This window comes from Curtobacterium flaccumfaciens, from assembly GCF_018598405.1.
GTDB classification, from domain to species: Bacteria; Actinomycetota; Actinomycetes; order Actinomycetales; family Microbacteriaceae; genus Curtobacterium; species Curtobacterium aurantiacum.
In genome coordinates this window covers 18,446-42,977 of sequence record NZ_JAHEWS010000021.1, presented here as the reverse complement: position 1 = coordinate 42,977, position 24,532 = coordinate 18,446, and the positions used below count along the sequence as shown (strand labels likewise).

The following is a 24,532-nucleotide window of genomic DNA, read 5'->3' as shown; positions in this document are numbered from 1 at the left end:
TGAGGGTAGAGTTCCGATCGATGTCCGTGATCACACACGCGCCGGCGGCCCCGAGCGTCCTCGCCGCCCTCCGCTCACCCCGCATGCTCACCCGAGAGGTCCTGGCGGGGATCGTCACCGCGCTCGCCCTCATCCCCGAGGCGATCTCGTTCTCCGTCGTCGCCGGGGTCGACCCCGCGGTCGGCCTGTTCTCGAGCGTCATCATCGCGATCGTGATCTCGATCGTCGGTGGTCGCCCGGCGATGGTCTCGGCCGCCGCGGGCTCCGTGGCACTCGTCATCGCGCCCCTGGTCCGCGAGCACGGCATCGAGTACCTCGTGCCCGCGATCGTCCTCGGCGGCCTGTTCCAGCTCGTGCTCGGCTTCCTGGGGGTGGCGCGGCTCATGCGCTTCATCCCGCGCAGTGTCAACGTCGCCTTCGTGAACGCCCTCGCCATCCTGATCTTCACGGCGCAGCTGCCGAACCTGCTCGGGGACGACGTGCCCCTCATCGTCTGGCCGCTGACAGCCCTCGGCATCGTGATCATCGTCGGCTTCCCGTTCCTGACGAAGGCGATCCCCGCGCCACTGATCGCGGTGGTCGTCATCACCGGCCTCACGATGCTCTTCAGCATCGCGGTGCCGACGGTGGGCGACGAGGGCGAGCTGCCGACGGCGCTGCCCGGCTTCAACGGGATCGTCACCCCCTTCACCTTCGAGACGCTGCAGATCATCGCGCCCTACGCGTTCGGGGTCGCCGTCGTCGGCCTGATCGAGACCCTGCTCACCGCGCAGCTCGTCGACTCCATCACGGAGACCGGCTCGAGCAAGTGGCGCGAGTCGTGGGGCCAGGGCGTCGCGAACATCGCGTCCGCGTTCTTCGGCGGGACCGGCGGGTGCGCGATGATCGGCCAGACGGTGATCAACGTGAAGACCGCGGGTGCCCGGACCCGGATCTCGACCTTCGCGGCCGGCGTCTCGGTGCTCGTCCTGACGATCGTGCTCCACGACCTCGTCGCGCAGATCCCGATGGCCGCGCTGACGGCGGTCATGCTCATGGTCTGCGTCGCGACCTTCGACTGGCACAGCATCCGACCGCGCACCCTCCGACGGATGCCGCTCGGCGAGACCGCGGTCATGCTCATCACGGTCGTGGTCGTCGTCGCGACCGAGAACCTGGCCACCGGGGTGTTCGTGGGCGTCATCGTCGCGGCCCTGGTGTTCGCCCGGCGGGTAGCGCACGTCGTGTCGGTCGTCCGCGAACCGATCGACGACCGCACCGTGCGGTACCGGGTCCGGGGAGCCCTGTTCTTCGCCTCGTCGAACGACCTGGTCACGCGCTTCTCCTACGCCGAGGACCCGGAGCACGTGGTCATCGACATGTCGGACGCCCACGTGTTCGACGCGTCGACGGTCGCGGCGCTCGACGGGGTCGAACAGCGGTTCGCGAAGCACGGGTCGACGGTCGAGGTGGTGAACCTCGACACGGGGTCGATCGCGCTGCACGGGCGGCTGTCCGGCGAGCTCGGGGGCTGAGCGCTTCCGCATCCGGTGAATCCCCTGGGGGGCCGGTGGGAACCGCGGGGCGACCTACACTGGAACCCATGCCCGCGACCCGACTCCACCTCGTCCGGCACGGTGAGGTGCACAACCCGGGCCGCGTCCTGTACGGCCGGCTCCCGGGCTTCGGACTGAGCGACCTCGGCACGCGGATGGCCCAGACCTCCGCCACCGCCTGGAAGGACGCCGGTGTCGACGTGCGTCGGATCGTCGCGTCCCCGCTGCAGCGCACCCAGGAGTCCGCCGCACCGTGGTCGGCGGCGTACGGGCTCGACGTGACGCTCGACGAGCGCCTGATCGAGCCGACGAACCGGTACGAGGGGCAGCCTCCCGGGTTCACGAAGCGATCGCTCGGCCGTCCGGCAGAGTGGCCGTGGATCGCGAACCCGCTGCGTCCGAGCTGGGGGGAGGCGTACGAGTCGATCGCCAACCGCATGCTCGCGGCGATGACCACGGCGTGGGAGAGCGTGGACGAGGGCGACGTCGTCCTGGTCAGCCACCAGCTGCCGATCTGGATGGTCCACCGCAAGCTCGCGGGGGAGCCCCTGTGGCACGACCCGCGCAAGCGTCGGTGCGACCTGTCGAGCATCACCACCGTCGAACGTGTGCCCGCCACGTCGACCGGTCGGTTCACCGAGGTCGGGTACGCGGACCCCGCGCAGGAACTGCGCGCGACCGCCGTCGACGAAGGAGCAGTGTGAACAGCACGAGCAGCGTGAGCGTCACCAGCAAGCGGTTCGCGGTCCTCGCGGCGACGGCGATCGCCGCCGCACTCGTGCTGTCCGGCTGCTCGTCGGACAGCGGCGGACTCGCGAAGCAGTACGGCAACGGCACGACCCAGAACTACATCTCGGGTGACGGCGCCGTGACCGAGGTCTCCGCGAAGGACCGCACCGACCCGGTCACGTTCCGGGCCGAGGACTCGAACGGCGACACCGTCTCGTCCGAGGACCTCCGGGGCAAGGTCGTCGTCCTGAACTTCTGGTACGCCAGCTGCCCGCCCTGCCGCGCCGAGGCGAAGTACCTCAACCAGGTGCACGAGGACTACGCGGACGACGACGACGTCGCCTTCATCGGCGTCAACGTCCGCGACGAGGCACAGACCGCCGCCGCCTTCGAGCGCACCTTCGACGTGCAGTACCCGACGGTCCTCGACCAGCGGTCGGGCACGATGCAGCTCGCGATGTCCGGGCAGATCGCCCCGAACGCGGTCCCGGCCACGATCGTCCTCGACACCAAGGGGCGCGTGGCTGCCCGGGTCCTCGGCGCGATCGACGGCACGAGCATCCTGCAGACCCTGGTCAGCGACGAGCTCGACGCCGGCAAGGCCTCCTGACCCGTGACATCCAACCCCTTCGCCGACGCGATCCTGAGCGGCCAGATGGCCGTGGCGCTGCCCGTGGCGGCGCTCGCCGGGCTCGTGTCGTTCCTGTCCCCGTGCGTGCTGCCGCTCGTGCCGGGGTACCTCGGGTACGTCGGCGGTGTCGCCGAGGGCGGGCAGCGTCGGGGTCGTGTGGTGCTCGGCGTGCTGCTGTTCATCGCCGGGTTCACCGCGGTCTTCGTTGCGTACACGACGGTGTTCGGCGCGCTCGGCTTCTGGCTCGTGCGGTGGCGCGACCTCATCACGCAGATCCTCGGGGTCGTCGTGATCGCGATGGGCCTGGTGTTCGTCGGTCGGTTCACGTTCCTGCAGCGCACCATCAAGCCCAGCTGGACCCCGGCCACCGGGCTCCTCGGCGCCCCCCTGCTCGGCATCGTGTTCGGCCTCGGCTGGACCCCGTGCCTCGGCCCGACCCTGGCGGCCATCAACCTGCTCAGTGTCCAGTCGGGCAGCGCCTGGCAGGGCATGTGGCTCGGGGTCGCGTACTGCCTCGGGCTCGGCATCCCGTTCGTCCTCGTCGCCCTCGGCGCCGGCTGGGCCACGGGCGCCATCTCGGCGGTGAAGCGGCACATGCGCACCGTCAACATCATCGGAGGAGCGATCCTGATCGTCATCGGTCTGCTCATGGTCACCGGTATCTGGTCGGCCGTCATGTCGAGCGTCGGGGCGGTGATCCAGAGCTTTGTCCCCGCGGTCTGACCCGAACGAGAACATCCCCACGGGCGCAGGCGACGGGGCCGACACCGCTTCGGACCCGCAGCGGCCGTCCGACCACGTCGACGGCTCCGGCCCCACCGACGGCGGCGTCAACCAGCCGAAGCTCGGCGTCGTCGGGTACCTCCGGTTCTTCTGGCGGCAGCTGACGAGCATGCGCACCGCGCTGTTCCTGCTCATGCTGCTCGCCCTCGCGGCGATCCCGGGCTCGCTCGTGCCGCAGCGCACCGCCGACCCGAACGGCGTCGTGCAGTACAAGGCGGACCACCCCCAGCTCTACCCGGTCCTCGACAAGCTGCAGGTCTTCGACACCTACACCTCCGTGTGGTTCTCGGCGATCTACCTGCTGCTCTTCGTCTCGCTGATCGGCTGCATCGTCCCGCGGACCAGGCATCACTGGCAGGCGCTCCGCACCCGACCGCCCCGGACGCCCGCGCGCCTGACGCGACTGGCGGGCTTCCGCACCGTCGCGGTGCAGCCGGACGCGATGATCGACGGGGCCACCGGGATCGACCCGGCCACGGGCCTCCCGTCCACCGAGCACGCGGTGACGCGCGCGATGGCGCTCCTGAAGCGTTCCGGGTACCGCGTCGAGCGGTTCGGCGACTCGGTGAGCGCGGAGCGCGGCTACCTGCGCGAGACCGGCAACCTGGTGTTCCACTCGGCGCTCGTCGGCGTGCTGCTGGCGGTCGGCGTCGGTGGTGGGTTCGGGTTCACCGGCCAGCGCCTGCTGGTCGAGGGCCAGACGTTCTCGAACGTGCTCGGCTCGTACGACTCGTTCAACCCGGGGCGCTGGTTCCAGCAGACCGACCTCAAGGGCTACAACCTGACCCTCGACAAGTTCGTGACCAAGTACGAGGAGCGCAACCTCGATGCCCTCGGCCAGGCACTCGACTACTCGGCCACCGTCACGAGCACCGAGAAGGGCGGCGAACCGAAGACCAGCCGCCTCGGCGTGAACGAGCCGCTGCACGTCGGCGGCACGAACGTCTACCTGCTCGGCAACGGCTACGCGATGCAGGTCACGGTGCGTGACGGTGACGGCAACGTGGCGTTCAAGGACGTCGTGCCGTTCCTGCCCGAGGACGCGAACTACACCTCCACCGGCGTCATCAAGGTGCCGGACTCGAAGCCGGACCAGCTCGGCATGGTCGGGTTCTTCTACCCGACGGCCTCGAAGCTGGCCAGCGGTGCGTACACGAGCGCGTACCCGGACACCCAGAACCCGCTGCTGACGCTGCAGGTCTACACGGGTGACCTCGGGCTCGACAGCGGTGTGCCGCAGAGCGTGTACACGCTCGACACCAAGGGGCTGGACCAGATCGCCGGTCGCCAGTCGGACACCGCGAGCATCGCGCTCGAGCCCGGTCAGACCAAGAAGCTCCCCGACGGCGCGGGGTCGATCACGTTCGACGGCGTGAAGCGGTACGTCTCCCTCGACGTCCACCACGACCCGTCGCAGCTCTGGGTGGGCGGGTTCGCCCTGCTCTCCACCCTCGGCCTGCTCACCTCGCTGTTCGTCCCGCGCCGGCGCGTCTGGGTGAAGGTCGTCCCGCGCAAGGACACGGCGGGCGGCGAGTACGACCTCGAGTACGCGGGCCTCGCCCGTGGCGAGGACCCGAACCTCGAGCGGGCCGTCGCGGACCTCGCACAGCGCCACACGTCGGACCTCGGAGTTAGGATGCCCCAGTGAACGACATGACCACGAACCTCGCGACCTACTCGGTCGTGCTGACGTACTCCGCGATGGCGGTGTACGTGATCGCGTTCATCTCGTTCGCCCTCGACATGGCCAAACGCTCCGGCGAGGTCACGGCCGCGGCGAAGAACGCCGGCGCCGACGACGGCTCGGCCGACGCGTCCAGCGCTGCATCCGCGCGCGGAGCGAAGACGGTCGCGACCGTGCGTGGTGGCACCGTCGTGCTCGAGCAGGTCGCCGCACCGCCGTCGGGCGGCTCCGCCGGCCGCGGCACGAAGTTCGAGCGCGTCGGCATGGCGATGACCATCCTCGCGCTCGTCCTGCACGTCGCCTCGGTGGTGCTCCGCGGCATCGCGGCCGACCGTGTGCCGTGGGGCAACATGTTCGAGTTCTCGCTGACCGGCACGGCGCTGATCACCCTGATCTTCCTGCTCGTGCAGTTCTGGCAGAACCTGAAGTTCCTCGGCGTCTTCATCACGGGCCTGACGATCATCCTGCTCGGCATCGCGACGGTGAACTACTGGGTCCCCGTCGTCCCGCTGCAGCCCGCCCTGCAGTCGTACTGGCTCGTCATCCACGTCTTCGTGGCGATCGCCGGCACCGGGTTCTTCGCCCTCGGCGCGGGCCTCGCGGTGGCGCAGCTCGTGCAGACGTACCGCCAGGGCCGCACGGCCTCGAGCAAGCTCCGCTTCATGGCGACGCTGCCCGACGCCGACCGGCTCGAGGTCCTGACCTACCGCGTCCTGCTCGTCGGCTTCGTCCTCTGGACCTTCACCCTCATCGCCGGTGCGATCTGGGCAGAGCGCGCCTGGGGCCGTTACTGGGGGTGGGACACGAAGGAGGTCTGGACCTTCATCATCTGGGTCGTCTACGCGGGCTACATCCACGCCCGGGCGACCCGTGGCTGGCGCGGCGCGCGCTCGTCCTGGCTGGCCCTCATCGGCTTCGCCGCGGTGATGTTCAACTTCTCGGTCGTGAACGTCTTCTTCAAGGGCCTGCACAGCTACTCGGGTCTGTGATGCACGTGGGTCGCTGAGGCGGCCCTGGTCGCGACCACGACCGGACGGGAGGCACGGTGCCAGCTGGCACCGTGCCTCCCGTCCGTCGTTCGGTCGCGTGCAGGACCAGGAAGACGCCGTCGTGTTGGCGAGACACCGCCGATTTCGGTGGCGTCTCGATGACTCGGCGGCGTCGAAGGGGAACGACGGCGTCGTGCGACCGGGCCTAGGCGGCGAGCCCGGCGAGCACGGCGTGCACACGGGCCACCCGCTCACGCCACCACGCCGTGCGCTCCGGCGACGCGGCGTACCGCTCCACCAGCTCCGGCGCGACGTCGACCCGGCGCACCGGCACCCGACCGCCGACCGGCAGCAGCGGTTCCACGGTGACGTCCCCGGCGAACATCGCGGCCGTCCCGAGCCCCGCCGCGTAGCCCGGTGTCATCGCCGCGGCGGCGAGGAACGCCCCCATCCCGAGCCCGACCGAGGTGTCGAGCGCACTGGAGACGACGCACGGCAGCCCGGCGTCGGCGATGACGGCGCGCGCCGCCGTGATCCCCCCGAGCGGCTGCGCCTTCACGACCAGCACGTCCGCGGCGCCGGCACGGGCGACGGCGAGGGGGTCGCTCGCCTTCCGGACGCTCTCGTCCGCGGCGACCCGGACGCCGAGCCCGGTGATCCGCGATCGCAGCTCGGCGAGCTCGGGCACCGTCGCGCACGGCTGTTCCGCGTACTGCAGGTCGAACGCCGCGAGCCGCTCGAGCGCCACGGCGGCCTGCTCGACGCTCCACAGGCCGTTGGCGTCGACCCGCACGGCGGCCTCTGGTCCCATGACCCGGCGGACGGCGGCGACCCGGGCGACGTCGTCGTCGACGGTCGTGCCGGGTTCGGCGACCTTGACCTTGGCCGTGGTGCAGCCGGGGTACCGGGCGAGCAGGTCGGCGACGTCCTCGGCGGCGATCGCCGGGACGGTGGCGTTGACCGGCACGGACTCGGCGGCGGGCTCGTGGTCCGTCCATCCGAAGTCGACGGTCGCCCGCAGCCAGGCGGCGGCCTCGGTGTCGTCGTACTCGACGAAGGGCGAGAACTCGGTCCAGCCGGACGGGCCGCGGAGCACGACGGCCTCGCGCGTGGTGATGCCGCGGAACCGCACCCGCATCGGCAGGGCCACGACGTGCGCGTCGGCGAGGAGATCGGCGAGGTCGGGGAGCACGTCCGCCATCCTGCCACCGCGCCCAGGGGGCCCGCCGGTTCCTCGGAGGGGACCGCCAGGGCAGGGCATTAGCATGCATCGGTCGGCTCCGGTCGGCGAGGGGAACGACCCGGAACGAGGGAGGCTCGGTGGCGGTGGATCCGCGGCAGCGCGCAGCACAGCAGCGTGCATCGCAGCGCCCGTCCGACCCGGCGCGTGCCGGACAGCCTGCGGCACCCGGTGCCGGACGACCCGCGGTCGCGCGCTCGGCCGCCGCTCCGGCCCGCGACGGCGACGACTTCGCCCGGCTCATGCAGCGCAACACCGTCGACGTGCGGCAGACCGGCGCCAAGAAGCGCCGCAACCCCGTCGTCGGCAAGATCGCCCTCGGCCTCGCAGTGGTGTCCGCCGCGGTGGACGCCAGCGCCTTCGCCGTGTTCATGGGCGGTGACACGAACTTCGCGTTCGGCATCTGCTTCGTCGTCGTGTTCCTGACGCTCATCGCCGCCGTGCTCGGATTCGTCGCGGCCGTCGGCTCGTTCGGCCGCTGGTACGGCGCCGTCGGGGTCGTCCTGGCGTTCTTCGCGAACCCGGTCATCCTCATCGTGATCATGGTGTTCGTCGCGCCGGAGATCCTGACCGACATGGGCGCCTGACCGGGCCCAGGTCCGGCGGTACGTTGGGAGCATGGCTGCTCCCGTCTCCGACCTGTTCGACCCCGACGTCTGGACCACGGCTCCGATCGCGGAGCAGTTCACGGACATCACTTACCACAAGCACGTCTCGAAGGGCATCGTCCGGGTCGCCTTCGACCGTCCCGAGGTCCGGAACGCCTTCCGTCCGCGCACGGTCGACGAGCTCTACCGCGCCCTCGACGACGCCCGTCAGGACCCCCGTGTCGGCGTCGTCCTGCTGACCGGTAACGGCCCGAGCCCGAAGGACGGCGGCTGGGCGTTCTGTTCCGGCGGGGACCAGCGCATCCGCGGGCGCAGCGGCTACCAGTACGTCGGTGACGAGGGCGCACCGCCGGAGGGTGTCGACCCCTCGGCCGCGCAGGCGTCGATGGGGCGGCTGCACATCCTCGAGGTCCAGCGCCTCATCCGGATGATGCCGAAGGTCGTCATCGCGGTCGTCCCCGGGTGGGCGGCCGGCGGCGGACACTCGCTGCACGCCATCTGCGACCTCACCATCGCGAGCGCTGAGCACGGCAAGTTCAAGCAGACCGACGCCGACGTCGGTTCGTTCGACGGCGGCTACGGCAGCGCCTACTACGCCGAGCAGATCGGTCAGAAGTTCGCGCGCGAGGTCTTCTTCCTCGCGCAGGAGTACTCGGCACAGCGCGCGTACGAGATGGGTGCCGTGAACGCCGTCGTGCCCCACGAGGACCTCGAGCGCGAGGCGATCCGCTGGGGTGAGATCGTGCTCGGCAAGTCCCCGACGGCGATCCGGATGCTCAAGTACGCGTTCAACGCCGTGGACGACGGCATGGTCGGCCAGCAGGTGTTCGCCGGCGAGGCGACGCGGCTGGCGTACGGTACCGACGAGGCGGTCGAGGGTCGCGACTCGTTCCTCGAGAAGCGCGCCCCGGAGTGGACCGCGTTCCCCTGGCACTACTGATGCCCCGTCCGCTGGCCGCGACCGGCACGTCGGACCCGATGGCCGTGCTGCGCTCCCTGGAGGCGGCGCTCGCCGGCGGCCCCGCCCTGCTCCCCGTCGCCGAGGGGGCCCCGGCGCTGCCGGCTCCGCCCCCGGCCGAGGTCCGTCAGGCGGTCGCCCTGGTGGTCGAGACGAGCGGGTCCACCGGGACCGGCAAGCGCGTGGCGCTCTCGTCGGAGGCACTGCTCGCCGGTGCCGCCGCGGCGGACGCGGCGCTCGGTGGGCCCGGGCGCTGGGTGCTCGCGCTGCCGACGCACTACATCGCCGGCCTCAACGTCCTGACCCGCTCGATCACCGCGGGCACCGACCCGGTCGTGGTGCCCCCCGGGCACTTCACGGCCGCCGCGTTCACCGAGGCGGCCGACCGGCTCGTCACCGGTCCGGCGGCCCCGCGTCGCTACACCTCGCTGGTGCCGGTCCAGCTCGCGCGGGTGCTCGACGACCCGGACGCCACCCGGGCGCTCGCCCGGTTCGACGCGGTCCTCGTCGGCGGACAGGCGACGCCGACCCCGCTCCGGCAGCGCGCGCTCGACGCCGGCGTCCGGATCGTGACGACGTACGGCGCGAGCGAGACGAGCGGCGGATGCGTGTACGACGGCGTCCCGTTCGGCACGGTGCGCACGGCGCTGGTCGACGGCGAACTGCACCTGGCCGGACCGATGCTCGCCGAGGGGTACCTGGACGACGACACCCGCACGGCGTCGGCCTTCGTCGAACGGGACGGGCTGCGCTGGTACCGGACCGGGGACACGGCGTCCCTGTCCGACGGCGTGGTCCGCGTGCTCGGACGCCTCGACGACGTCGTGATCTCCGGCGGCGAGAAGGTCCAGCTCGGCGCCGTCGAACGGCTCGTCCGTGGTCTGCCCGGGCACGAGGGCGCCGTCGTCACACGTCGTGCCGCGGGGGAGTGGGGTGAGGTCCCGATCGTCGTCACCGAGCGGCCGCTCGACCTCGACGTCGTGCGCGCCAGCGTCGGAGCAGCCCTCGGCCGTGCTGCCCGCCCGGCGGACGTGGTCGTGGTGGACCGGATCCCGATGCTGGCGTCGGGCAAACCCGACCGTCGGGCCGTGCAGGCGCTCGCCGACGGCGGTCGGTAGGAGCTGCGAGCCGTCGCACCCCGCGTCGGCAATAAGATCGGTGCTCGTGGCACGAACGAAGAACTCGACGCAGAAGCAGGGCCGGTCCGGCAACCCGGCGAAGGCCGCTGCCCCCGCCCGCACCAAGCGGAAGGCGACCGCGCGCGACTGGATCGGTGGCGCACGTCTGCGCACCCTGACCCTGGGCGTCGTCCCGGTGGTGCTGGGCACCGCCGTCGCGTTCGTCGACAGCGGTGAGCCCGGCGACTTCGGTGACTACCTGGCGAAGGACGGCCACCTCGCCGTCGCGCTGCTCGCCCTGGCCGTCGCGCTGTTCCTGCAGATCGGCGTGAACTACAGCAACGACTACTCCGACGGCGTCCGCGGCACCGACCAGTACCGCGTCGGCCCGGCACGACTCACCGGAGCCGGCCTGGCCAAGCCCCGGACCGTGCTCACCGTCGCCCTGACGTTCTTCGGCCTGGCGGCGGTCGCGGGCCTGGTCATCGTGCTGCTCACCCAGCTGTGGTGGCTGCTGCTCGTCGGGGCTGCGGCCATCGTCGCCGCCTGGTTCTACACCGGCGGCAAGAAGCCCTACGGGTACAACGCCCTCGGCGAGGTCTTCGTCTTCGTGTTCTTCGGCCTGGTCGCCGTGCTCGGCACGCAGTTCGTGCAGATCCGCGAGGTCACGGTCAGTGGCTGGGCCGCCGCGGTCGCCGCCGGGTTCTTCGCCTGCGCGGTGCTGATTGTGAACAACATCCGCGACATCGACGAGGACCAGCTGGCGGGCAAGCGCACGCTCGCGGTGGTCGTCGGACGCCCCGTGGCCCGCGTGCTCTACGGCCTGTTCCTGATGCTGCCGTACGTCGTGCTGCTCTGGTTCGTGCTGCTCTACTTCCGGACCGGCTTCACGTACTTCTCGCTGCTGCTGGCACTGCCGGCGCTCGCGATCGGGGTGTCGTCGCGCAAGCCCCGCGAGCTCATCACGGCGCTGCAGCTCTCGTCGTTCGCCTCGTTGGCGTTCGGCGTGGTGCTCGGGATCACCCTGGCCGTCCAGCCGTAGGAGCGCTCGGTCAGGTCAGTCGGCCTCGGTGTCCCGACGGGCCTCGTGCCGGTCGGCATCGGACACGGGGCGGACGACCGGGGCGGCGGAGGCATCGGAGTCCGCGGCGTCGACGAAGTCGTCCTCGAAGTCCGAGTCGGCGTCGCGCTCCGGGGCGCCACGGCGGTTCGCCAGGCTCAGGGCGACCTGCGTGCGTAGTCCGGACAGTGCGATGTACGAGATGAGCAGCCCCACCAGGGCGGCGATGATCGTCGCCCAGTACCACTTCAGCGGCGTCAGGAGCAGGAGGAGCACGAGCGCCACCGCGAAGATGCCGAGCCGAGCCAGGGTGTACAGGAGCCACGCTTTCACACGGTGAGTCTACGGAGGGTCGACCGGCAGGGGCATCACAGGGTCGCGACCTAGACTTCACCGCATGGTCCGCTTGTGGTTGATCGTCGCCGTGGCCGCCGTCGCCTTCACGGTGTACGCGGCCATCGACTGCGGGACGATGCCGCGTCAGCGTGTCCGATCCCTGCGCCGCGGCGTGTGGCTCCTGCTCGTGATCGTCCTGCCCGTCCTCGGCGGGGTCCTCTGGTTCCTGCTCGGTCGTACCCCGGCTGCCGGCCCCGGTCCGTCCGCCCGGTACCGTGGACCCGAAGACGACCCGGACTTCCTCGGCACCACGCCGGAGCCGGGCGACACCCTCACGGACAAGGACCAGGACGACGCGACCCTCCGAGACCTCGAAGACCAGTTCCACGACCGAGACGACGACGGCCGCACCGATCGCTGACGGCTCCGTCGGTTCCGGCAGCCCGGCGACCGACACCGCGCTCGCGCTCCTGCAGGAACTCGTCCGCGCCGGCGTCACGGACGTCGTGGTGAGCCCCGGTTCCCGGTCACAGGCCCTCGCCCTCGCCGCGGTCGCCCTCGAGCGTGCCGGCGGGCTCACCGTGCACGTCCGGCTCGACGAGCGGACGGCCGGGTTCTTCGCCCTCGGGCTCGCGGTCGAGACGCACCGACCGGCCGCGGTGGTGACGACGTCGGGCACCGCGGTGGCGAACCTGCACCCCGCCGTGCTCGAGGCACACCACTCCGGCGTGCCGATGATCGTGCTCAGCGCTGACCGGCCGGACGAACTCCGCGGCATCGGCAGCAACCAGACCACGGTGCAGCCCGGGATCTTCGGCCAGGCCGTCGCCTTCGTCCGCGACGTCGAGGCCCCGTCGGCCCACGGTGTCGACGCCTCGGTCCGTGACACCCTGCGCACCCTCGCCCGACAGACGGTCGCCGCCGCTGCCGGCCACACGGGGCAGCCGGGTCCGGCACAGCTCAACGTCGCGTTCCGCGAGCCGCTGTCCGCCGGGCTCGCCGATGAGCACGTCACACCCGTCCCCGACGACGAGATCGACCTCGCGTTCGCCACCCGCCGGGCGCACACCGGGCTGCCGGTCGCCGAACTCACCCCGGACGACGAGCCGGGCACGGTCGTCATCGCCGGGCACGACGCGGGCGAGGACGCCGAACGGATCGCCTGGGAACTCGGGGCACCGCTCCTCGCCGAGGTCTCGAGCGGTGCACGCTTCGGGCGCAACCTCGTCGTGGCCTACCGGGAACTCCTGCGCGACCCGGACCACGGCGGCGCCGTCCGCCGGGTCGTCGTGCTCGGCCACCCGACCCTCAGCAGAGAGGTCCCCACGCTCCTGCAGCGCGACGGGGTCGAGACGATCGTCGTCCGCGGACCGGCGGCCGACCCCTTCGACCCGGCCCGCGCCTCTCCCCACCGGCACGGCCCGGACGCCGCTGGCGCGTCGCCCGGGAACCGGCGGCGTGGGCCCAGCGAATCGTTGACCACCTTCGTGTCCGACGTCCGCGTGACGGGCCGCACCCGCCCGGAACACCGCGCGTGGGTGGGCCGCTGGGTCGGTGCGAGCCGGCACGTCCTGGGGGACGGCGACGCCGGCCCGGACCTCGACGCGAAGCGCTCCGCCGACCGCGCCGAGCGCAACAGGTTCCTCCGTGACGAGGTCGCGCTCCGTCGCCGCCCCGTCGACCGGGCCATGCTCGCCGACGCCGTGTGGGGCGTGACGTGGCCGCACGACCGCCTGGTGCTCGGGGCCTCGCAGCTCATCCGTGAAGCCGACGCCCGGGTGCTCGGCAAGAAGATCCGGGTGCACGCGAACCGCGGGCTCGCCGGCATCGACGGCACCGTCTCGACCGCGCTCGGCATCGCCGCGGCGCTCGAGCAGTCGTCGGCCTCGGTCGGCACCACGCGGGTGCTCCTCGGCGACCTGACGCTGCTGCACGACCTCGGCGCGTTCGTCACCGGCACCGAGGAGCGCACCCACCGGGTGCAGGTCGTCGTCGGCAACGACCACGGCGGGGCGATCTTCCGTGGGCTCGAGGTCGCGAAGACCACCCCGGACGCGGACATGCGACGGATGATGTCGACCCCGCAGCACGTGGACCTCGAACGGGTCGTCACCGGGCTCGGGTGGGAGTACCGACGGGCGGCGACGTGGGGTGACCTCGAACGGGTGCTCACGGACCCGGCCGAGCGGGTCGTCATCGAGGTGCCGCTGGCCGACTGACACGCGTCGGACGGCGCGGCCTCGCGTGAGGCGGGCGCGGCCTCGCGTCAGGCCAGCGCGTCCGTGATCGGGCGGAACTTCAGGGCCGTCTCGGCGACCTCGCGAGCCGGCTCCGACCCGGCGACGATCCCGGCGCCCGCCCAGGCCCGCACGGTGCCGTCGTCGTCGATGCGTGCGCTGCGGAGTGCGAGCATCCACTCGCCGTCGCCCGTCGCGCTCATCCAGCCGACCGGCCCGGCGTACCGACCACGGTCGACGCCCTCGAGTTCGGCGACCAGCCGCACCGCGACGTCCGTGGGGGTGCCGGCGACCGCGGCCGTCGGGTGCAGGGCGTCGGCGACGTCGAGCGAGGTGGTGTCGAGCGGCAGGGTGGCCTGCACGTCCGTGGCCAGGTGCCACAGGTTCGGCAGCTGCAGCCGGAACGGTTCGGCGTCGGCGCGCAGGTCCGTCGCGAGCGGGGCGAGCGCAGCGAGCAGGCTGTCGATCGCGAACGCGTGCTCCTCGACGTCCTTGGCGCTGGTGGCCAGGGCCTCGGCGGCGGCACGGTCGGACACCTCGTCGGCGCCCCGGGCTGCACTGCCGGCGAGCACCCGGGCGGTCAACCGGGTGCCGTCGGTGCGGGCGAGGGTCTCCGGGGTGGCACCGACCAGCCCGTCGACCGCGAAGGTCACGCACTGCGGGTAGGCGGCGGCGAGGTCGAGCAGGACCGCTCGTCGATCGGCTCCCGACGGGAGCGTGCCGACGAGGTCGCGGGCGAGCACCACCTTCTGGGCGCCCCCGGCCACGATGCGGCGGACGGCCTCGGACACGTTGGCGGCGTAGGTGTCCTCGTCGATGCGACCGGGGCGCAGGGCGACGGACACGTGCGGGCCGACGTGGGGGACCGGGACCGAGGTCCGCGTGAACGCCAGGGGTTCCGCGCCGGCCGTGGTGTCGATCGCGGTCAGCCACGCCTTGCCCCGGCGACGACCGAGGACCACGCGCGGCACGATGAGCACGCTCTCGTCGGCGGAGTCGTCGGCGAACGCGAACGAGCCGAACGCGACGAGCCCCGAGCCTCTCAACTGCACCGGGTCGTCGACGGTGGCGGTCTCGACGACGCTGCGCCAGACCGCTGCCGCGTCGCGCATCCGGTCCGGGCCGGTGAACGTGAACCGGAGCGCCTCACCGATGCCGACGATGCCGTCGCCGTTCCGGACGAAGGCGAGGGGACGGTCGCGGAGGGTGTGGCGGAGGACGGCGCCCGGGTCGTCGAGGATCCGGGTCGAGACCGTCAGCGGGGGCGCCGCCGTGGTGGTTCGGGTCACGGCTCCGATGCTACGCGCGGTCGGTGGACGGGCCGCGCGCCCCCGGTGTCCGCCCGGAGCGGCTGCCCGCACCCGTCGCGCACCGCCCGGGTGGCTGCGAGTCCGGTGAACGCTCGGTCGGGACCTCTAGGATTGAGCGCGTGAGCAGAGCGGACCTGAACAAGCGCCCGGACGAGGTGGCGGCGATGTTCGACGACGTCGCGGCCAAGTACGACCTCACGAACGACATCCTCTCGGCGGGCAACGCCCCGCTGTGGCGCGTCGCGACCGTGCGTGCGGTCGACCCGCAGCCCGGCGAGAAGGTCCTCGACATCGCCGCGGGCACCGGGACCAGCGCGGCGGCCTTCGCCAAGAAGGGCGCCGAGGTCACCGCGCTCGACCTGTCCGCGGGCATGATCGCCGTCGGTCGCGAACGCCACCCCGAGATCACCTTCGTCGAGGGGGACGCCGAGCAGCTCCCGTTCGACGACGACACGTTCGACGCGGTCACGATCTCCTTCGGGCTGCGCAACGTGAACGACCCGAAGCAGGCGCTCGCCGAGATGCTGCGTGTCCTGAAGCCCGGCGGTCGTGTCGTCATCTGTGAGTTCTCGACGCCGCCCCGCGCCCTGCTGCGCTTCGGCTACGGCACCTACCTGAAGCGCGTGCTCCCGGGCATCGCGCGGCTCTCGAGCAGCAACCCGGCCGCCTACCGCTACCTCGCCGAGTCGATCGACGCCTGGCCGGACCAGCAGGTGCTGACCCAGTGGCTGCGCGGTGTCGGGTTCTCGGTGGTCGCCTACCGCAACCTGACGGCCGGTATCGTCGCACTGCACCGTGGCCGCAAGCCCGTCGCCGACACGGTGCGCGAGTCCGCGGCACGGCGTGCGAAGGCTCGCCGTGACCACCAGAACACCGGCGAGCAGCCGCGCGTCGACCCGGCCGCCGACTGACCGGTCACCACCCCCGAAGACGGAGCAGCACTTGAATCCGAGCGTCCCGGTCGCACGTCGCGCGCCGAGCCTGCGCGCGTCGCTGGGCATCGGCGAGCGGTTGTTCGCCACGCCCGCCGACCGACGCTTCATCTCCGCTGTCGACGACGGGCTCGAGCTCGTCGAGCAGGGGCTCGAGGACGCCATGCGGTCCACCGACACCCTCGCCGACACCACCAGCCGGTACCTGCTGTCGGCAGGCGGCAAGCGCATCCGCCCGACCCTCACGCTCCTCATCGCGCAGCTCGGCGACGGTGTGACCGACGCCGTGGTCAAGGCCGCGGTGAGCATCGAGACCACGCACCTGGCATCGCTGTACCACGACGACGTCATGGACGAAGCGCCCGTCCGTCGCGGGGTCCCGGCCGCGCAGATCACCTACGGCAACAACGTGGCGATCCTGACCGGCGACCTGCTGTTCGCCCGCGCCAGCCTGATCACCGCCGACCTCGGCACCGAGGGCATCCGGATGCAGGCCGAGACCTTCCAGCGCCTCTGCATGGGGCAGCTGCACGAGACCACCGGCCCGCAGCCCGACGACGACCCGCTCGAGCACTACATCCAGGTGCTCAGCGACAAGACGGGCTCCCTCATCGCCACCGCCGCCCGCGCCGGCGTGATGTTCTCCGGAGCCGACCGCGCGTACCTCGACGCGGTGGGCACGTTCGGCGAGAAGGTCGGCGTGGCCTTCCAGCTCGTCGACGACGTCATCGACCTCGCCCCGGCGACGGACAAGACCGGCAAGATCGCCGGCAACGACCTGCGTGCCGGCGTCGACACCCTGCCCGTCCTGCAACTCCGACGGATGGCCGCGACCGACCCGTCCGCGCAGCACCTCGTCGAACGCATCGAGCGCGACGTGAACGGTGCGCCCGACGACGTGGTCGACTCCGCGCCGTACCAGTCGGCCGTCGCCGCACTCCGCGAGCACGAGGCCACCGCCGCGACCCGTGCGGTCGCCGTCGCCTGGGCCCGCGAAGCCGTGGACGCACTCGCCCCGCTGCCCGACGGCACGGTGAAACGGGCACTCACCCGCTTCGCCGACTCCGTCGTCGACCGAAGCCGCTGAACACCCCCTCCCGGCACGGGCCGCCACGGCGACCCGGTCAGGAGGCCCCGGGAACCCCCACCCGAACGAACTGGAGACGATCAGTGCCCACCCTCCGACTCGCCATCGTCGGCGCCGGCCCCGCCGGCATCTACGCCGCGGACATCCTGCTGCGCGAGGCCCACGGCTACGACGTGTCGATCGACCTGTTCGAACAGCTCCCCGCGCCGTACGGCCTGGTCCGGTACGGCGTCGCCCCCGATCACCCCCGCATCAAGGGCATCATCAACGCCCTGCGCGACGTCCTCGACCGCGGCGTCGTCCGGCTGTTCGGCAACGTCCGCTACGGCGAGGACATCACACTCGACGACCTGAAGAAGCACTACAACGCGGTCGTCTTCTCGACCGGTGCGATCAAGGACGCCGACCTGGACATCCCCGGCATCGACCTCGACGGCTCGTACGGCGCAGCCGAGTTCGTGAGCTGGTTCGACGGCCACCCCGACGTCCCGCGCACCTGGCCGCTGAACGCCGAGAGCGTCGCGGTGATCGGCGTCGGCAACGTCGCCCTCGACGTCTCGCGCATCCTCGCGAAGCACGCCGACGACCTGCTGCCGACCGAGATCCCGGCGAACGTCTACGAGGGCCTCAAGGCGTCGCCCGTCACCGACGTGCACGTCTTCGGCCGCCGCGGCCCCGCGCAGGTGAAGTTCACGCCGCTCGAGCTCCGCGAGTTGGGCGAGGTCCGTGACGTCGACATGGTGGTCTACGACGAGGACTTCGACCACGACGAGGCGTCGAAGACCGCGATCGCGACGAACAAGCAGGTCATGGTGATCAACCGTGTCCTCGAGCAGTGGCGCACGCGTGAGGTCGGACAGGCCAGCCGCCGCCTGCACCTGCACTTCTACGCGAAGCCGATCGAGTTCGTCGGCGACGAGCAGGGCAAGCTGACCGCCATCCGGTACGAGCGCACGCGCCCGAACGGCGAGGGCGGCGTCGAGGGCACCGGCGAGATCCGCGAGATCCCGATCCAGGCCGCCTACCGCGCGGTCGGGTACTTCGGTTCGCCGCTGCCCGGTCTGCCGTTCGACGAGCGGCACGGCGTGATCCCGAACCACGAGGGCCAGGTCCTCGACGACGACAACCAGCAGATCCCCGGTGTGTACGCCACCGGCTGGATCAAGCGTGGACCGGTCGGCCTCATCGGACACACCAAGTCCGACGCGATGGAGACCGTGCAGCACATCGTCAACGACCAGGCGAGCTGGTGGACGCCGGAGGCCCCCTCCGACGAGGCGATCCCGGCCCTGCTCCGCGAGCGCGGTGTCGAGTACACCGACCTCGAGGGCTGGCACCACCTCGACACCCACGAGCAGGCGCTCGGCGCGGTGGACGGGCGCGAGCGCGTCAAGGTCGTGCCGCGCGACGAGATGATCGACGTCTCGCTCGGTCGCGTCGACGCCCCGACGAACTGACGACCATGACCGACACGCGCCCCGTCCCGCCCACCGCGGTGCGGGGCGCGTCCGCTTCCGGGGCCCGGCTGCTCGGAGTGGACGTCGCACGGTCGGTCGCGCTGCTCGGCATGATGGCCGCACACATCGGCGGCATCGCGGACCAGCTCGACTGGACCGACCCGGCGACCTGGTCGGCCATCGCCCACGGGCGTCCGTCGACGCTGTTCGCGGTGCTCGCCGGGGTCTCGATCGGACTGACGAGCGGTCGCACGGACCCGCCGGGCCCGCCGACCATCGGACGCATCCGTGCCCGGCTCGCGATCCGCGCGGTGGTCGTCGTCGTCATCGGCTTCGCGCTCATCGCGCTCGACACCCCCGTGTACGTGATCCTGCCGACGTACGGGGTGCTGTTCCTGCTGGTGGTCCCGGTGCTGCGTCTCCCACCGGCGGCACTGCTCGGCATCGCCGCTGTCTGTGCGGTGCTGTCGCCGCTCGCCGCGCTCGCGATCGCTCCGGCGTACTCGGACGCCGGCATGGTCGGCGTCCAGCTCGGCCTGGTCTACCCCGTGGTCACGTTCCTGGCGTACGTCCTGGTCGGGCTCGCGGTCGCCCGGGCCGGCCTGGAGGATCGTGGCGGGCAGGTCGCGCTCCTCGTGTCCGGCGCACTGGTCGCCGCCACGGCGTACGTCGTCGGTGCCGTCGTCGCCCCGCTGCCGGACGACGTCGACCTGGCGTTCCCCGGCGTGCCGTTCGCCGGAGCGGGCTCGACGCCCTCCGGAGCGCTCGCACAGCTGTTCCTGTCGCCACGCGACCACTCGTCGTCCGTCGTGGACGTCGTGGGGACCGCCGGGGTGGCGGTCGCGGTCATCGCCCTCTGCCTGCTCGTGTTCGACGGCCGGGGCCGCCTGCTGGAACGGATCGCCTTCCCGCTGGCGGCGGTGGGGTCGATGCCGCTGACGGTGTACTCCGGGCACCTCGTGGTGATCGCGCTGCTGCCGGTGTACCCGGACTCCGCGGAGGCCTGGGAGTGGTTCGCGCTCGGGTCCGTCCTCTTCGCGATGCTCTGGCGCCGGTTCCTCGGCCGCGGCCCGCTCGAGCGGGTGGTCGGGGCACTGGCGTCCCTCGTCCCGATGCGCTGAGCGCACACGGCGGACCCGCACCGGGCCTCCAGACAGCTACTGCAGCGCCGCCGTGAGCCGCGCGACGTTGTCGAGTACCTTGGAACGTCGCGGACGGTCGACCCACGCGTCGAGCGTGAGTTCGAAGCTGTGCTCCTTGTAGGAGTCCTGCACCTCGCGCAGGGCGTCGACGAAGCGGTGACCGCGCACCATCACGGAGACCTCGAGGTTCAGGCTGAACGACCGCATGTCCATGTTGCTCGACCCGATCACCGACACCTCGTCGTCGATCGTGAAGTGCTTGGCGTGCAGGATCGTCGGGGCCCGGTACAGCCAGATCCTCACACCGGCACGCAGCAGTTCCTCGTAGTAGGAGCGCTGCGCGTGCCAGGTCATCGCGTGGTCGCCCAGTTCACCGACGAACAGCTCGACCTCGACCCCGCGCTGGGCCGTCGTCGTGATGGCGTAGAGCATCGAGTCGTCGGGCACGAAGTACGGCGACGTGATCGAGACCCGCTGCTGCGCCGAGTAGAGCAGCGCGTTGAACAGGCGAAGGTTGTTCTCACCGTCGAAGCCCGGTCCGGACGGCACCACCTGGCAGTCGAGCGCGTCCCCGCGGTCGGCCCGCTGCACGGGGTCGCTCTCACGGAGCAGCAGCTCGTCGGTCTCGCTGTACCAGTCGGTGACGAACAGGGCGTTGAGCCCGGCGACGACCGGTCCCTCGAACCGGGCGAACAGGTCCTTGTAGACCATGCCCTTCTCGACGTGGGACCGCAGGTCGTACGACGCGTCGATCAGGTTCTGCGAACCGGTGAACGCGACGGACCCGTCGATCACCATGATCTTCCGGTGGTTGCGGAGGTCCGGGCGCTGGAACTTCCCCTGCAGCGGCAGGAGCGGCAGCATCAGGTGCCACTCGATGCCGGCCCGGTCCATGAACGTCAGGGTCTCCTTGTAGCCGGGGTACCCGCGGCTGGCCCAGTGGTCGAGCAGGAAGCGCACCGTGACGCCACGGGCCTGCGCGCGGGCGAGGGCGTCGAAGAACGGCCGCGTGGTGTCGTCGAGCGTCGCGATGTAGAACTCGACGTGCACGAACCGGCGGGCCTGGTCGAGCGCCCGGGTCATCTCCGCGATGGACTCCTCGGAGTCCGGGTAGAGCTCCGCGGAGTTGCCGCCGACCAGGGGCATCGCGCCGAGTTCACGGTTCAGGCGCGTGATGCTCTCGAGCCACGCGGGCCACGGGTGGTCACGGCGCACTCGCTCGATGCCCTCGGTCTGCTCGAGGATGTACGCGTTGATCTCGGTCTGCTTCTCCCGCCGGGCACGCGGGAGCTTCGTCGACCCGATGACCAGGAAGACGATGAACCCGATGTACGGGATGAGGAAGATCGCGAGCAGCCAGGCCGTCGCGGTCTGCGGCTTCCGGTTGATCGGGACGTAGATGATCGAGAAGACGCGGATCGCCAGGTCCAGCAGGACGAGCAGGACGGTGATGACGACGCTGAGCCAGTGCTCCACGGGGTGCCGGTGTCGGGTGTCGTTCGGAGGGCGCCGCGGGTCAGCGGAAGTTGATGTACTGCAGCGGCACGTCGAACTCTTCACCCTTGAGGAGCTGGATCGTGTTCTGCAGGTCGTCGCGGCTCTTCGAGGAGACGCGGAGTTCATCACCCTGGATCTGGCTCTTCACGGACTTCGGGGCGTTCGCGCGCAGGAAGGCGCCGATCTTCTTCGCGACGTCCTGCTCGATGCCGTTCTTGAACTTCACCTCGATGCGGTACTCCTTGCCCGAGGGGTACGGGTCGCCGGCGTCGAGGCTCTTCAGGCTGATGTTGCGCTTGATCGCCTTGCTCTGCAGCACGTCGAGGACCGCCTTGGCGCGCTCTTCCGAGTTCGCCTTGATCAGGACGTCCTCGCCGCTGAACGCGATCGAAGCGTCGGCACCCTTGAAGTCGTACCGCTGCTCGATCTCCTTGGCGGCCTGGTTGAGGGCGTTCTCCGCCTCCATCTTGTCGACCTTGCTGACCACGTCGAAGGAACTGTCTGCCATGCGGGACAGCCTAACGGCGGACTGGAGGCGCGGTTCCGGTCGCGTGGATCGGCGCACGGTGGTCACGAGCACCGTTGCGGATCCGCTATGCTCTTGTGCGCGCCTTCGGTTGGTGATCACACCGGCTGGGTGCGCATGGCAAGTTACCCAAGCGGCCAAAGGGATCTGACTGTAAATCAGCCGGCGTAGCCTTCGGGGGTTCGAATCCCTCACTTGCCACCACCTGATCGGCCCTGTCCACTGTGGACGGGGCCGATGGTGTTTCCGGGAGGATGGGTGCATGGCTCCCGATCTCACCCCGTCCCAGTTCGCCGACCTCGCCGAGTCGATCGCCCGTGATGCGGCGGCACTGGCCGCACGGCGCCGCGCCGAGGGGGTCGAGGTCGCGGACCGGAAGTCCAGCATCGTCGACGTGGTCACGGCCGCCGACCGCGAGGTCGAGGCGCTCATCCGCGCCCGGATCGCCGAGGCCCGCCCCGACGACGCCTTCCACGGCGAGGAGTCCGGCTCCGCCTCCGGTGCCTCGGGCATCACCTGGGTGGTCGACCCGATCGACGGCACGGTCAACTACCTCTACGGCAGTGCCGAGTACGGCGTCAGCATCGGCGTCGTCCGGGGTGCGCCGGACCCGATGACCTGGGAGCCGATCGCGGGCGTCGTCGTGGCTCCGGCGACGGGCACCGTCTTCCGCGCGGCCGTCGGGCAGGGTGCGACCCGTGACGGACAGCCGCTGTCCGTCGCCACGCCCGCCTCACTGGCCGAGACGCTCGTCGCGACCGGCTTCGGGTACACCGCCGACCGTCGGCGTGAGCAGGTCGGCGTGCTCGCCGGACTGATCGGCGAGGTACGCGACATCCGCCGCGGGGGAGCGGCGTCGCTGGACTGCTGTGCCGTCGGGGCCGGGGTCGTCGACGCCTACTACGAGCGCGGGATCAACCCGTGGGACATGGCCGGCGGAGCCCTCGTCGCGCAGGAGGCCGGCGCCACGATCCGCATCTGGGAGGCCGGCGGAACCCGGTCGTTCCTGTTCGCGAGCCCGGCGGTCGCAGACGATCTCGAGGCCCTGTTGCGCAGGTTGGAGGCCGACCCACTCGGCGCGATCGAGGCCTGACGACTCGCCGGGCCCCAGGTCTGGGGGTGCGGTGTGGACATGACCACGACTGGCGACGTGCGACGAGCTTTGCTAGCGTGCTCAGGTCCCGTTATCTGCTCGTTACCATCGAGCGAGCCCTTCCCCGATCAGGATCGCCACCGCACGCATGCCCCACACCCCGCTCTCGCCCGCTCCCACCGACGGTTCCGTCGACGCCGCCGCGCCGGTCGTCCACCTGAGCCGACGAGCTCGGATCGAGGCGGAGCGAGCGGCAGCGAGGAGCACGGTCGCGACGGGGCCCTCCTTCGACGACGTGATCGGCGCGGCCACGCCGGGGACCCCCGCGGCTCCCGTCTCGCCGATCGACCTGGCACCGGCCTCGCCCGCGCGCCCGGCCGCCCGCATCGCGACGCCGCCGGCACCCACCTCGCCCGTCGTGCAGGCGCAGCCGGTCGCTCCCGCCGCCTCGGTGTCGCAGCCGCGCCGGGTCGCCGGTCAGGTCCCCGCGTCCCGTCGCCGCAGCAGCCGCCCGGCCACGACGGCCCCGGTGGACCGTGCGACCCGCCACATCCGCTCCACCCCGACCCCCGTGACCGCGACGGCTCGGACCCCGAAGCAAGGTGCGTCGTTCCGTCGCGCCGCGTCGCGGGTGACCGCGGTGGGTGCACTCCTCTTCGCCGCCGGTCTCGTCGTCTCGACGTCGCTGCCGGCGCAGGCGCTCTGGGTGCCGCAGTCCGGTTCGACCGCGGCCCGTGCCGCCGCCGACGGTGCCACCCAGTCGATGCAGGTCGGCTCCGCGGCGGACAGCTCCACCGACCGTGACCAGTACACGGTGTCCGACGCGACGCAGTACGCCAACGTGGACTCCTCGACCTTCACGAACGACCCGACGGGCACCATCCAGTGGCCGTTCCTCACCGGCGTCCCGATCACCTCGGGCTTCGGCGGACGCCAGGTCGCCGGGTGCTCGTTCTGCTCGACGAACCACATGGGCATCGACTTCGCTCCGGGGGAGGGCACGCCGATCGGCGTGATCGCCGCCGGCACCGTGATCAAGGTGCAGGCGAACGACGGCGGCTTCGGCAACGACGTCTGGGTCGAGCACGACGTCGACGGCAAGCAGTTCGTCAGCGTCTACGGCCACATGGAGGACAACTCCTTCAAGGTCGTCACCGGCCAGCACGTCGAAGCAGGCGACATCCTCGGTCTCGTCGGCAGCACGGGCAACTCCACCGGCCCGCACCTGCACCTCGAGGTGCACGTCGACGGGGCCCCGGTGGACCCGCTGGCGTGGCTCAAGGCCAACGCGAACTAGCGGTCCGCGACGCGGCACGCCCGGGCGTCTCGTCCGGTTCCGGAGCAGCGTCGGTGGTCTGCTATCCTCGTGTGGTGCCGTTCGCGGCACATCGCCCCGATAGCTCAGTGGTAGAGCACCTCCATGGTAAGGAGGGGGTCGTCAGTTCAATCCTGACTCGGGGCTCCGACCCGGTGCGCGTGTCGCTTCCGGATCTCTGGCGGGGTAGCTCAGTTGGTTAGAGCACACGACTCATAATCGTGGGGTCGCGGGTTCAAGTCCCGCCCTCGCTACACGCAAGGCC

At 71.4% G+C, this 24,532-nt stretch carries 23 protein-coding genes and 3 tRNA genes; 21 read left to right on the top strand and 5 right to left on the bottom strand.

Annotated elements, in window-relative coordinates; genetic code table 11:
- The first annotated feature begins 20 nt into the window (after positions 1-20).
- The 6 genes from KK097_RS13250 to ccsB all read left to right on the top strand — a co-directional run bounded on the left by KK097_RS13250 (position 21) and on the right by ccsB (position 6,351).
- Positions 21-1,514, top strand: a complete 1,494-nt coding sequence (locus KK097_RS13250; RefSeq protein WP_214545134.1) for a SulP family inorganic anion transporter — start codon at positions 21-23, stop codon at positions 1,512-1,514.
- A 68-nt stretch (positions 1,515-1,582) separates the two neighbouring features.
- Entirely contained in the window at positions 1,583-2,239 is a 657-nt protein-coding gene (locus tag KK097_RS13245) for a histidine phosphatase family protein (RefSeq protein WP_214529588.1), read from the top strand.
- Positions 2,236-2,874, top strand: a complete 639-nt coding sequence (locus KK097_RS13240) for a TlpA family protein disulfide reductase (protein WP_214545133.1) — start codon at positions 2,236-2,238, stop codon at positions 2,872-2,874. The genes KK097_RS13245 and KK097_RS13240 overlap by 4 nt, the downstream gene beginning before the upstream one ends.
- A 45-nt stretch (positions 2,875-2,919) precedes the next feature.
- Entirely contained in the window at positions 2,920-3,618 is a 699-nt protein-coding gene (locus KK097_RS13235; protein WP_214545152.1) for a cytochrome c biogenesis CcdA family protein, read from the top strand.
- Positions 3,602-5,326 (top strand): cytochrome c biogenesis protein ResB, encoded by a 1,725-nt coding sequence (gene resB, locus KK097_RS13230; protein WP_250896741.1) that lies wholly within the window; start codon positions 3,602-3,604, stop codon positions 5,324-5,326. Before KK097_RS13235 ends, resB begins: the two co-directional genes overlap by 17 nt.
- A 5-nt stretch (positions 5,327-5,331) precedes the next feature.
- Entirely contained in the window at positions 5,332-6,351 is a 1,020-nt protein-coding gene (gene ccsB, locus KK097_RS13225; protein ID WP_214529675.1) for a c-type cytochrome biogenesis protein CcsB, read from the top strand.
- A gap of 205 nt (positions 6,352-6,556) precedes the next feature.
- Here the strand turns inward: ccsB and KK097_RS13220 are convergent, their stop codons facing one another.
- The gene (locus tag KK097_RS13220; RefSeq protein ID WP_214545132.1) at positions 6,557-7,552 is read right to left on the bottom strand and encodes an o-succinylbenzoate synthase; all 996 of its coding nucleotides are present in this window, start codon (positions 7,550-7,552) and stop codon (positions 6,557-6,559) included.
- A gap of 119 nt (positions 7,553-7,671) precedes the next feature.
- On the opposite strand from KK097_RS13220, the gene KK097_RS13215 reads away from it, so the two are divergent.
- Genes KK097_RS13215 through KK097_RS13200 form a run of 4 tightly spaced genes read left to right on the top strand, consistent with a single transcriptional unit; the run spans position 7,672 to position 11,317 of the window.
- A complete protein-coding gene (locus KK097_RS13215; protein ID WP_214529582.1) occupies positions 7,672-8,178 on the top strand; it encodes a hypothetical protein in 507 nt (168 codons plus the stop codon).
- A 31-nt stretch (positions 8,179-8,209) separates the two neighbouring features.
- The gene (locus KK097_RS13210) at positions 8,210-9,139 is read left to right on the top strand and encodes a 1,4-dihydroxy-2-naphthoyl-CoA synthase (protein ID WP_214545131.1); all 930 of its coding nucleotides are present in this window, start codon (positions 8,210-8,212) and stop codon (positions 9,137-9,139) included.
- Positions 9,139-10,275 (top strand): AMP-binding protein, encoded by a 1,137-nt coding sequence (locus KK097_RS13205; RefSeq protein ID WP_214545130.1) that lies wholly within the window; start codon positions 9,139-9,141, stop codon positions 10,273-10,275. The genes KK097_RS13210 and KK097_RS13205 overlap by 1 nt, the downstream gene beginning before the upstream one ends.
- 40 nt (positions 10,276-10,315) lie before the next feature.
- Positions 10,316-11,317 carry a 1,4-dihydroxy-2-naphthoate polyprenyltransferase gene (locus tag KK097_RS13200; protein WP_214545129.1) on the top strand — a complete coding sequence of 334 codons (1,002 nt, stop codon included), beginning with the start codon at positions 10,316-10,318 and terminating at the stop codon, positions 11,315-11,317.
- 15 nt (positions 11,318-11,332) lie between these two features.
- Here KK097_RS13200 and KK097_RS13195 read toward each other — a convergent pair whose 3' ends face one another.
- A complete protein-coding gene (locus tag KK097_RS13195; protein ID WP_214545128.1) occupies positions 11,333-11,668 on the bottom strand; it encodes a DUF4229 domain-containing protein in 336 nt (111 codons plus the stop codon).
- A 64-nt stretch (positions 11,669-11,732) separates the two neighbouring features.
- On the opposite strand from KK097_RS13195, the gene KK097_RS13190 reads away from it, so the two are divergent.
- Together KK097_RS13190 and menD are read left to right on the top strand one after the other, a co-directional pair.
- Complete coding sequence (locus KK097_RS13190) at positions 11,733-12,092, top strand: PLDc N-terminal domain-containing protein (RefSeq protein WP_214529575.1); 360 nt, start codon at positions 11,733-11,735, stop codon at positions 12,090-12,092.
- A gap of 88 nt (positions 12,093-12,180) precedes the next feature.
- Complete coding sequence (gene menD / locus KK097_RS13185) at positions 12,181-13,890, top strand: 2-succinyl-5-enolpyruvyl-6-hydroxy-3-cyclohexene-1-carboxylic-acid synthase (RefSeq protein WP_439647654.1); 1,710 nt, start codon at positions 12,181-12,183, stop codon at positions 13,888-13,890.
- A 47-nt stretch (positions 13,891-13,937) separates the two neighbouring features.
- On the opposite strand, the gene KK097_RS13180 is transcribed toward menD, so the two are convergent.
- A complete protein-coding gene (locus KK097_RS13180) occupies positions 13,938-15,197 on the bottom strand; it encodes an isochorismate synthase (protein ID WP_214545127.1) in 1,260 nt (419 codons plus the stop codon).
- Between the two features lie 140 nt (positions 15,198-15,337).
- Here KK097_RS13180 and KK097_RS13175 point away from each other — a divergent pair, with 140 nt between their 5' ends.
- The 4 genes from KK097_RS13175 to KK097_RS13160 all read left to right on the top strand — a co-directional run bounded on the left by KK097_RS13175 (position 15,338) and on the right by KK097_RS13160 (position 19,815).
- Positions 15,338-16,129, top strand: a complete 792-nt coding sequence (locus KK097_RS13175) for a demethylmenaquinone methyltransferase (RefSeq protein ID WP_017888622.1) — start codon at positions 15,338-15,340, stop codon at positions 16,127-16,129.
- 31 nt (positions 16,130-16,160) lie between these two features.
- Positions 16,161-17,237 (top strand): polyprenyl synthetase family protein, encoded by a 1,077-nt coding sequence (locus KK097_RS13170; RefSeq protein WP_110893078.1) that lies wholly within the window; start codon positions 16,161-16,163, stop codon positions 17,235-17,237.
- Between the two features lie 83 nt (positions 17,238-17,320).
- Positions 17,321-18,694 carry an FAD-dependent oxidoreductase gene (locus KK097_RS13165; RefSeq protein WP_214545126.1) on the top strand — a complete coding sequence of 458 codons (1,374 nt, stop codon included), beginning with the start codon at positions 17,321-17,323 and terminating at the stop codon, positions 18,692-18,694.
- Between the two features lie 5 nt (positions 18,695-18,699).
- Positions 18,700-19,815, top strand: a complete 1,116-nt coding sequence (locus KK097_RS13160) for a heparan-alpha-glucosaminide N-acetyltransferase domain-containing protein (RefSeq protein ID WP_214545125.1) — start codon at positions 18,700-18,702, stop codon at positions 19,813-19,815.
- A 36-nt stretch (positions 19,816-19,851) separates the two neighbouring features.
- Here the strand turns inward: KK097_RS13160 and cls are convergent, their stop codons facing one another.
- Positions 19,852-21,312 carry a cardiolipin synthase gene (gene cls / locus KK097_RS13155; protein ID WP_214545124.1) on the bottom strand — a complete coding sequence of 487 codons (1,461 nt, stop codon included), beginning with the start codon at positions 21,310-21,312 and terminating at the stop codon, positions 19,852-19,854.
- Positions 21,313-21,352: 40 nt separating this feature from the next.
- Positions 21,353-21,841, bottom strand: coding sequence for a YajQ family cyclic di-GMP-binding protein (locus KK097_RS13150; RefSeq protein WP_214529567.1), 489 nt, complete (start codon positions 21,839-21,841; stop codon positions 21,353-21,355).
- 137 nt (positions 21,842-21,978) lie between these two features.
- On the opposite strand from KK097_RS13150, the gene KK097_RS13145 reads away from it, so the two are divergent.
- The 5 genes from KK097_RS13145 to KK097_RS13125 all read left to right on the top strand — a co-directional run bounded on the left by KK097_RS13145 (position 21,979) and on the right by KK097_RS13125 (position 24,521).
- Positions 21,979-22,063: transfer RNA gene (locus KK097_RS13145), tRNA-Tyr, on the top strand.
- 58 nt (positions 22,064-22,121) lie between these two features.
- The gene (locus KK097_RS13140) at positions 22,122-22,952 is read left to right on the top strand and encodes an inositol monophosphatase family protein (protein ID WP_214545123.1); all 831 of its coding nucleotides are present in this window, start codon (positions 22,122-22,124) and stop codon (positions 22,950-22,952) included.
- A gap of 148 nt (positions 22,953-23,100) precedes the next feature.
- Positions 23,101-24,249 carry a M23 family metallopeptidase gene (locus KK097_RS13135; protein ID WP_214545122.1) on the top strand — a complete coding sequence of 383 codons (1,149 nt, stop codon included), beginning with the start codon at positions 23,101-23,103 and terminating at the stop codon, positions 24,247-24,249.
- 93 nt (positions 24,250-24,342) lie between these two features.
- A tRNA-Thr gene (locus KK097_RS13130) sits at positions 24,343-24,414 on the top strand.
- 33 nt (positions 24,415-24,447) lie between these two features.
- Positions 24,448-24,521 (top strand) — tRNA-Met (locus tag KK097_RS13125).
- Positions 24,522-24,532 lie beyond the last annotated feature (11 nt).

Excerpts from the sequence above, each read along its gene's own strand:
- KK097_RS13250 (WP_214545134.1), top strand. The coding sequence starts at position 21 with ATGTCCGTGATCACACACGCGCCGGCGGCCCCGAGCGTCCTCGCCGCC.
- KK097_RS13245 (WP_214529588.1), top strand. The coding sequence starts at position 1,583 with ATGCCCGCGACCCGACTCCACCTCGTCCGGCACGGTGAGGTGCACAAC.
- KK097_RS13235 (WP_214545152.1), top strand. The coding sequence starts at position 2,920 with ATGGCCGTGGCGCTGCCCGTGGCGGCGCTCGCCGGGCTCGTGTCGTTC.
- ccsB (WP_214529675.1), top strand. The coding sequence starts at position 5,332 with ATGACCACGAACCTCGCGACCTACTCGGTCGTGCTGACGTACTCCGCG.
- KK097_RS13220 (WP_214545132.1), bottom strand. The coding sequence starts at position 7,552 with ATGGCGGACGTGCTCCCCGACCTCGCCGATCTCCTCGCCGACGCGCAC.
- KK097_RS13210 (WP_214545131.1), top strand. The coding sequence starts at position 8,210 with ATGGCTGCTCCCGTCTCCGACCTGTTCGACCCCGACGTCTGGACCACG.
- KK097_RS13205 (WP_214545130.1), top strand. The coding sequence starts at position 9,139 with ATGCCCCGTCCGCTGGCCGCGACCGGCACGTCGGACCCGATGGCCGTG.
- KK097_RS13190 (WP_214529575.1), top strand. The coding sequence starts at position 11,733 with ATGGTCCGCTTGTGGTTGATCGTCGCCGTGGCCGCCGTCGCCTTCACG.
- KK097_RS13160 (WP_214545125.1), top strand. The coding sequence starts at position 18,700 with ATGACCGACACGCGCCCCGTCCCGCCCACCGCGGTGCGGGGCGCGTCC.
- KK097_RS13150 (WP_214529567.1), bottom strand. The coding sequence starts at position 21,841 with ATGGCAGACAGTTCCTTCGACGTGGTCAGCAAGGTCGACAAGATGGAG.
- KK097_RS13140 (WP_214545123.1), top strand. The coding sequence starts at position 22,122 with ATGGCTCCCGATCTCACCCCGTCCCAGTTCGCCGACCTCGCCGAGTCG.
- KK097_RS13135 (WP_214545122.1), top strand. The coding sequence starts at position 23,101 with ATGCCCCACACCCCGCTCTCGCCCGCTCCCACCGACGGTTCCGTCGAC.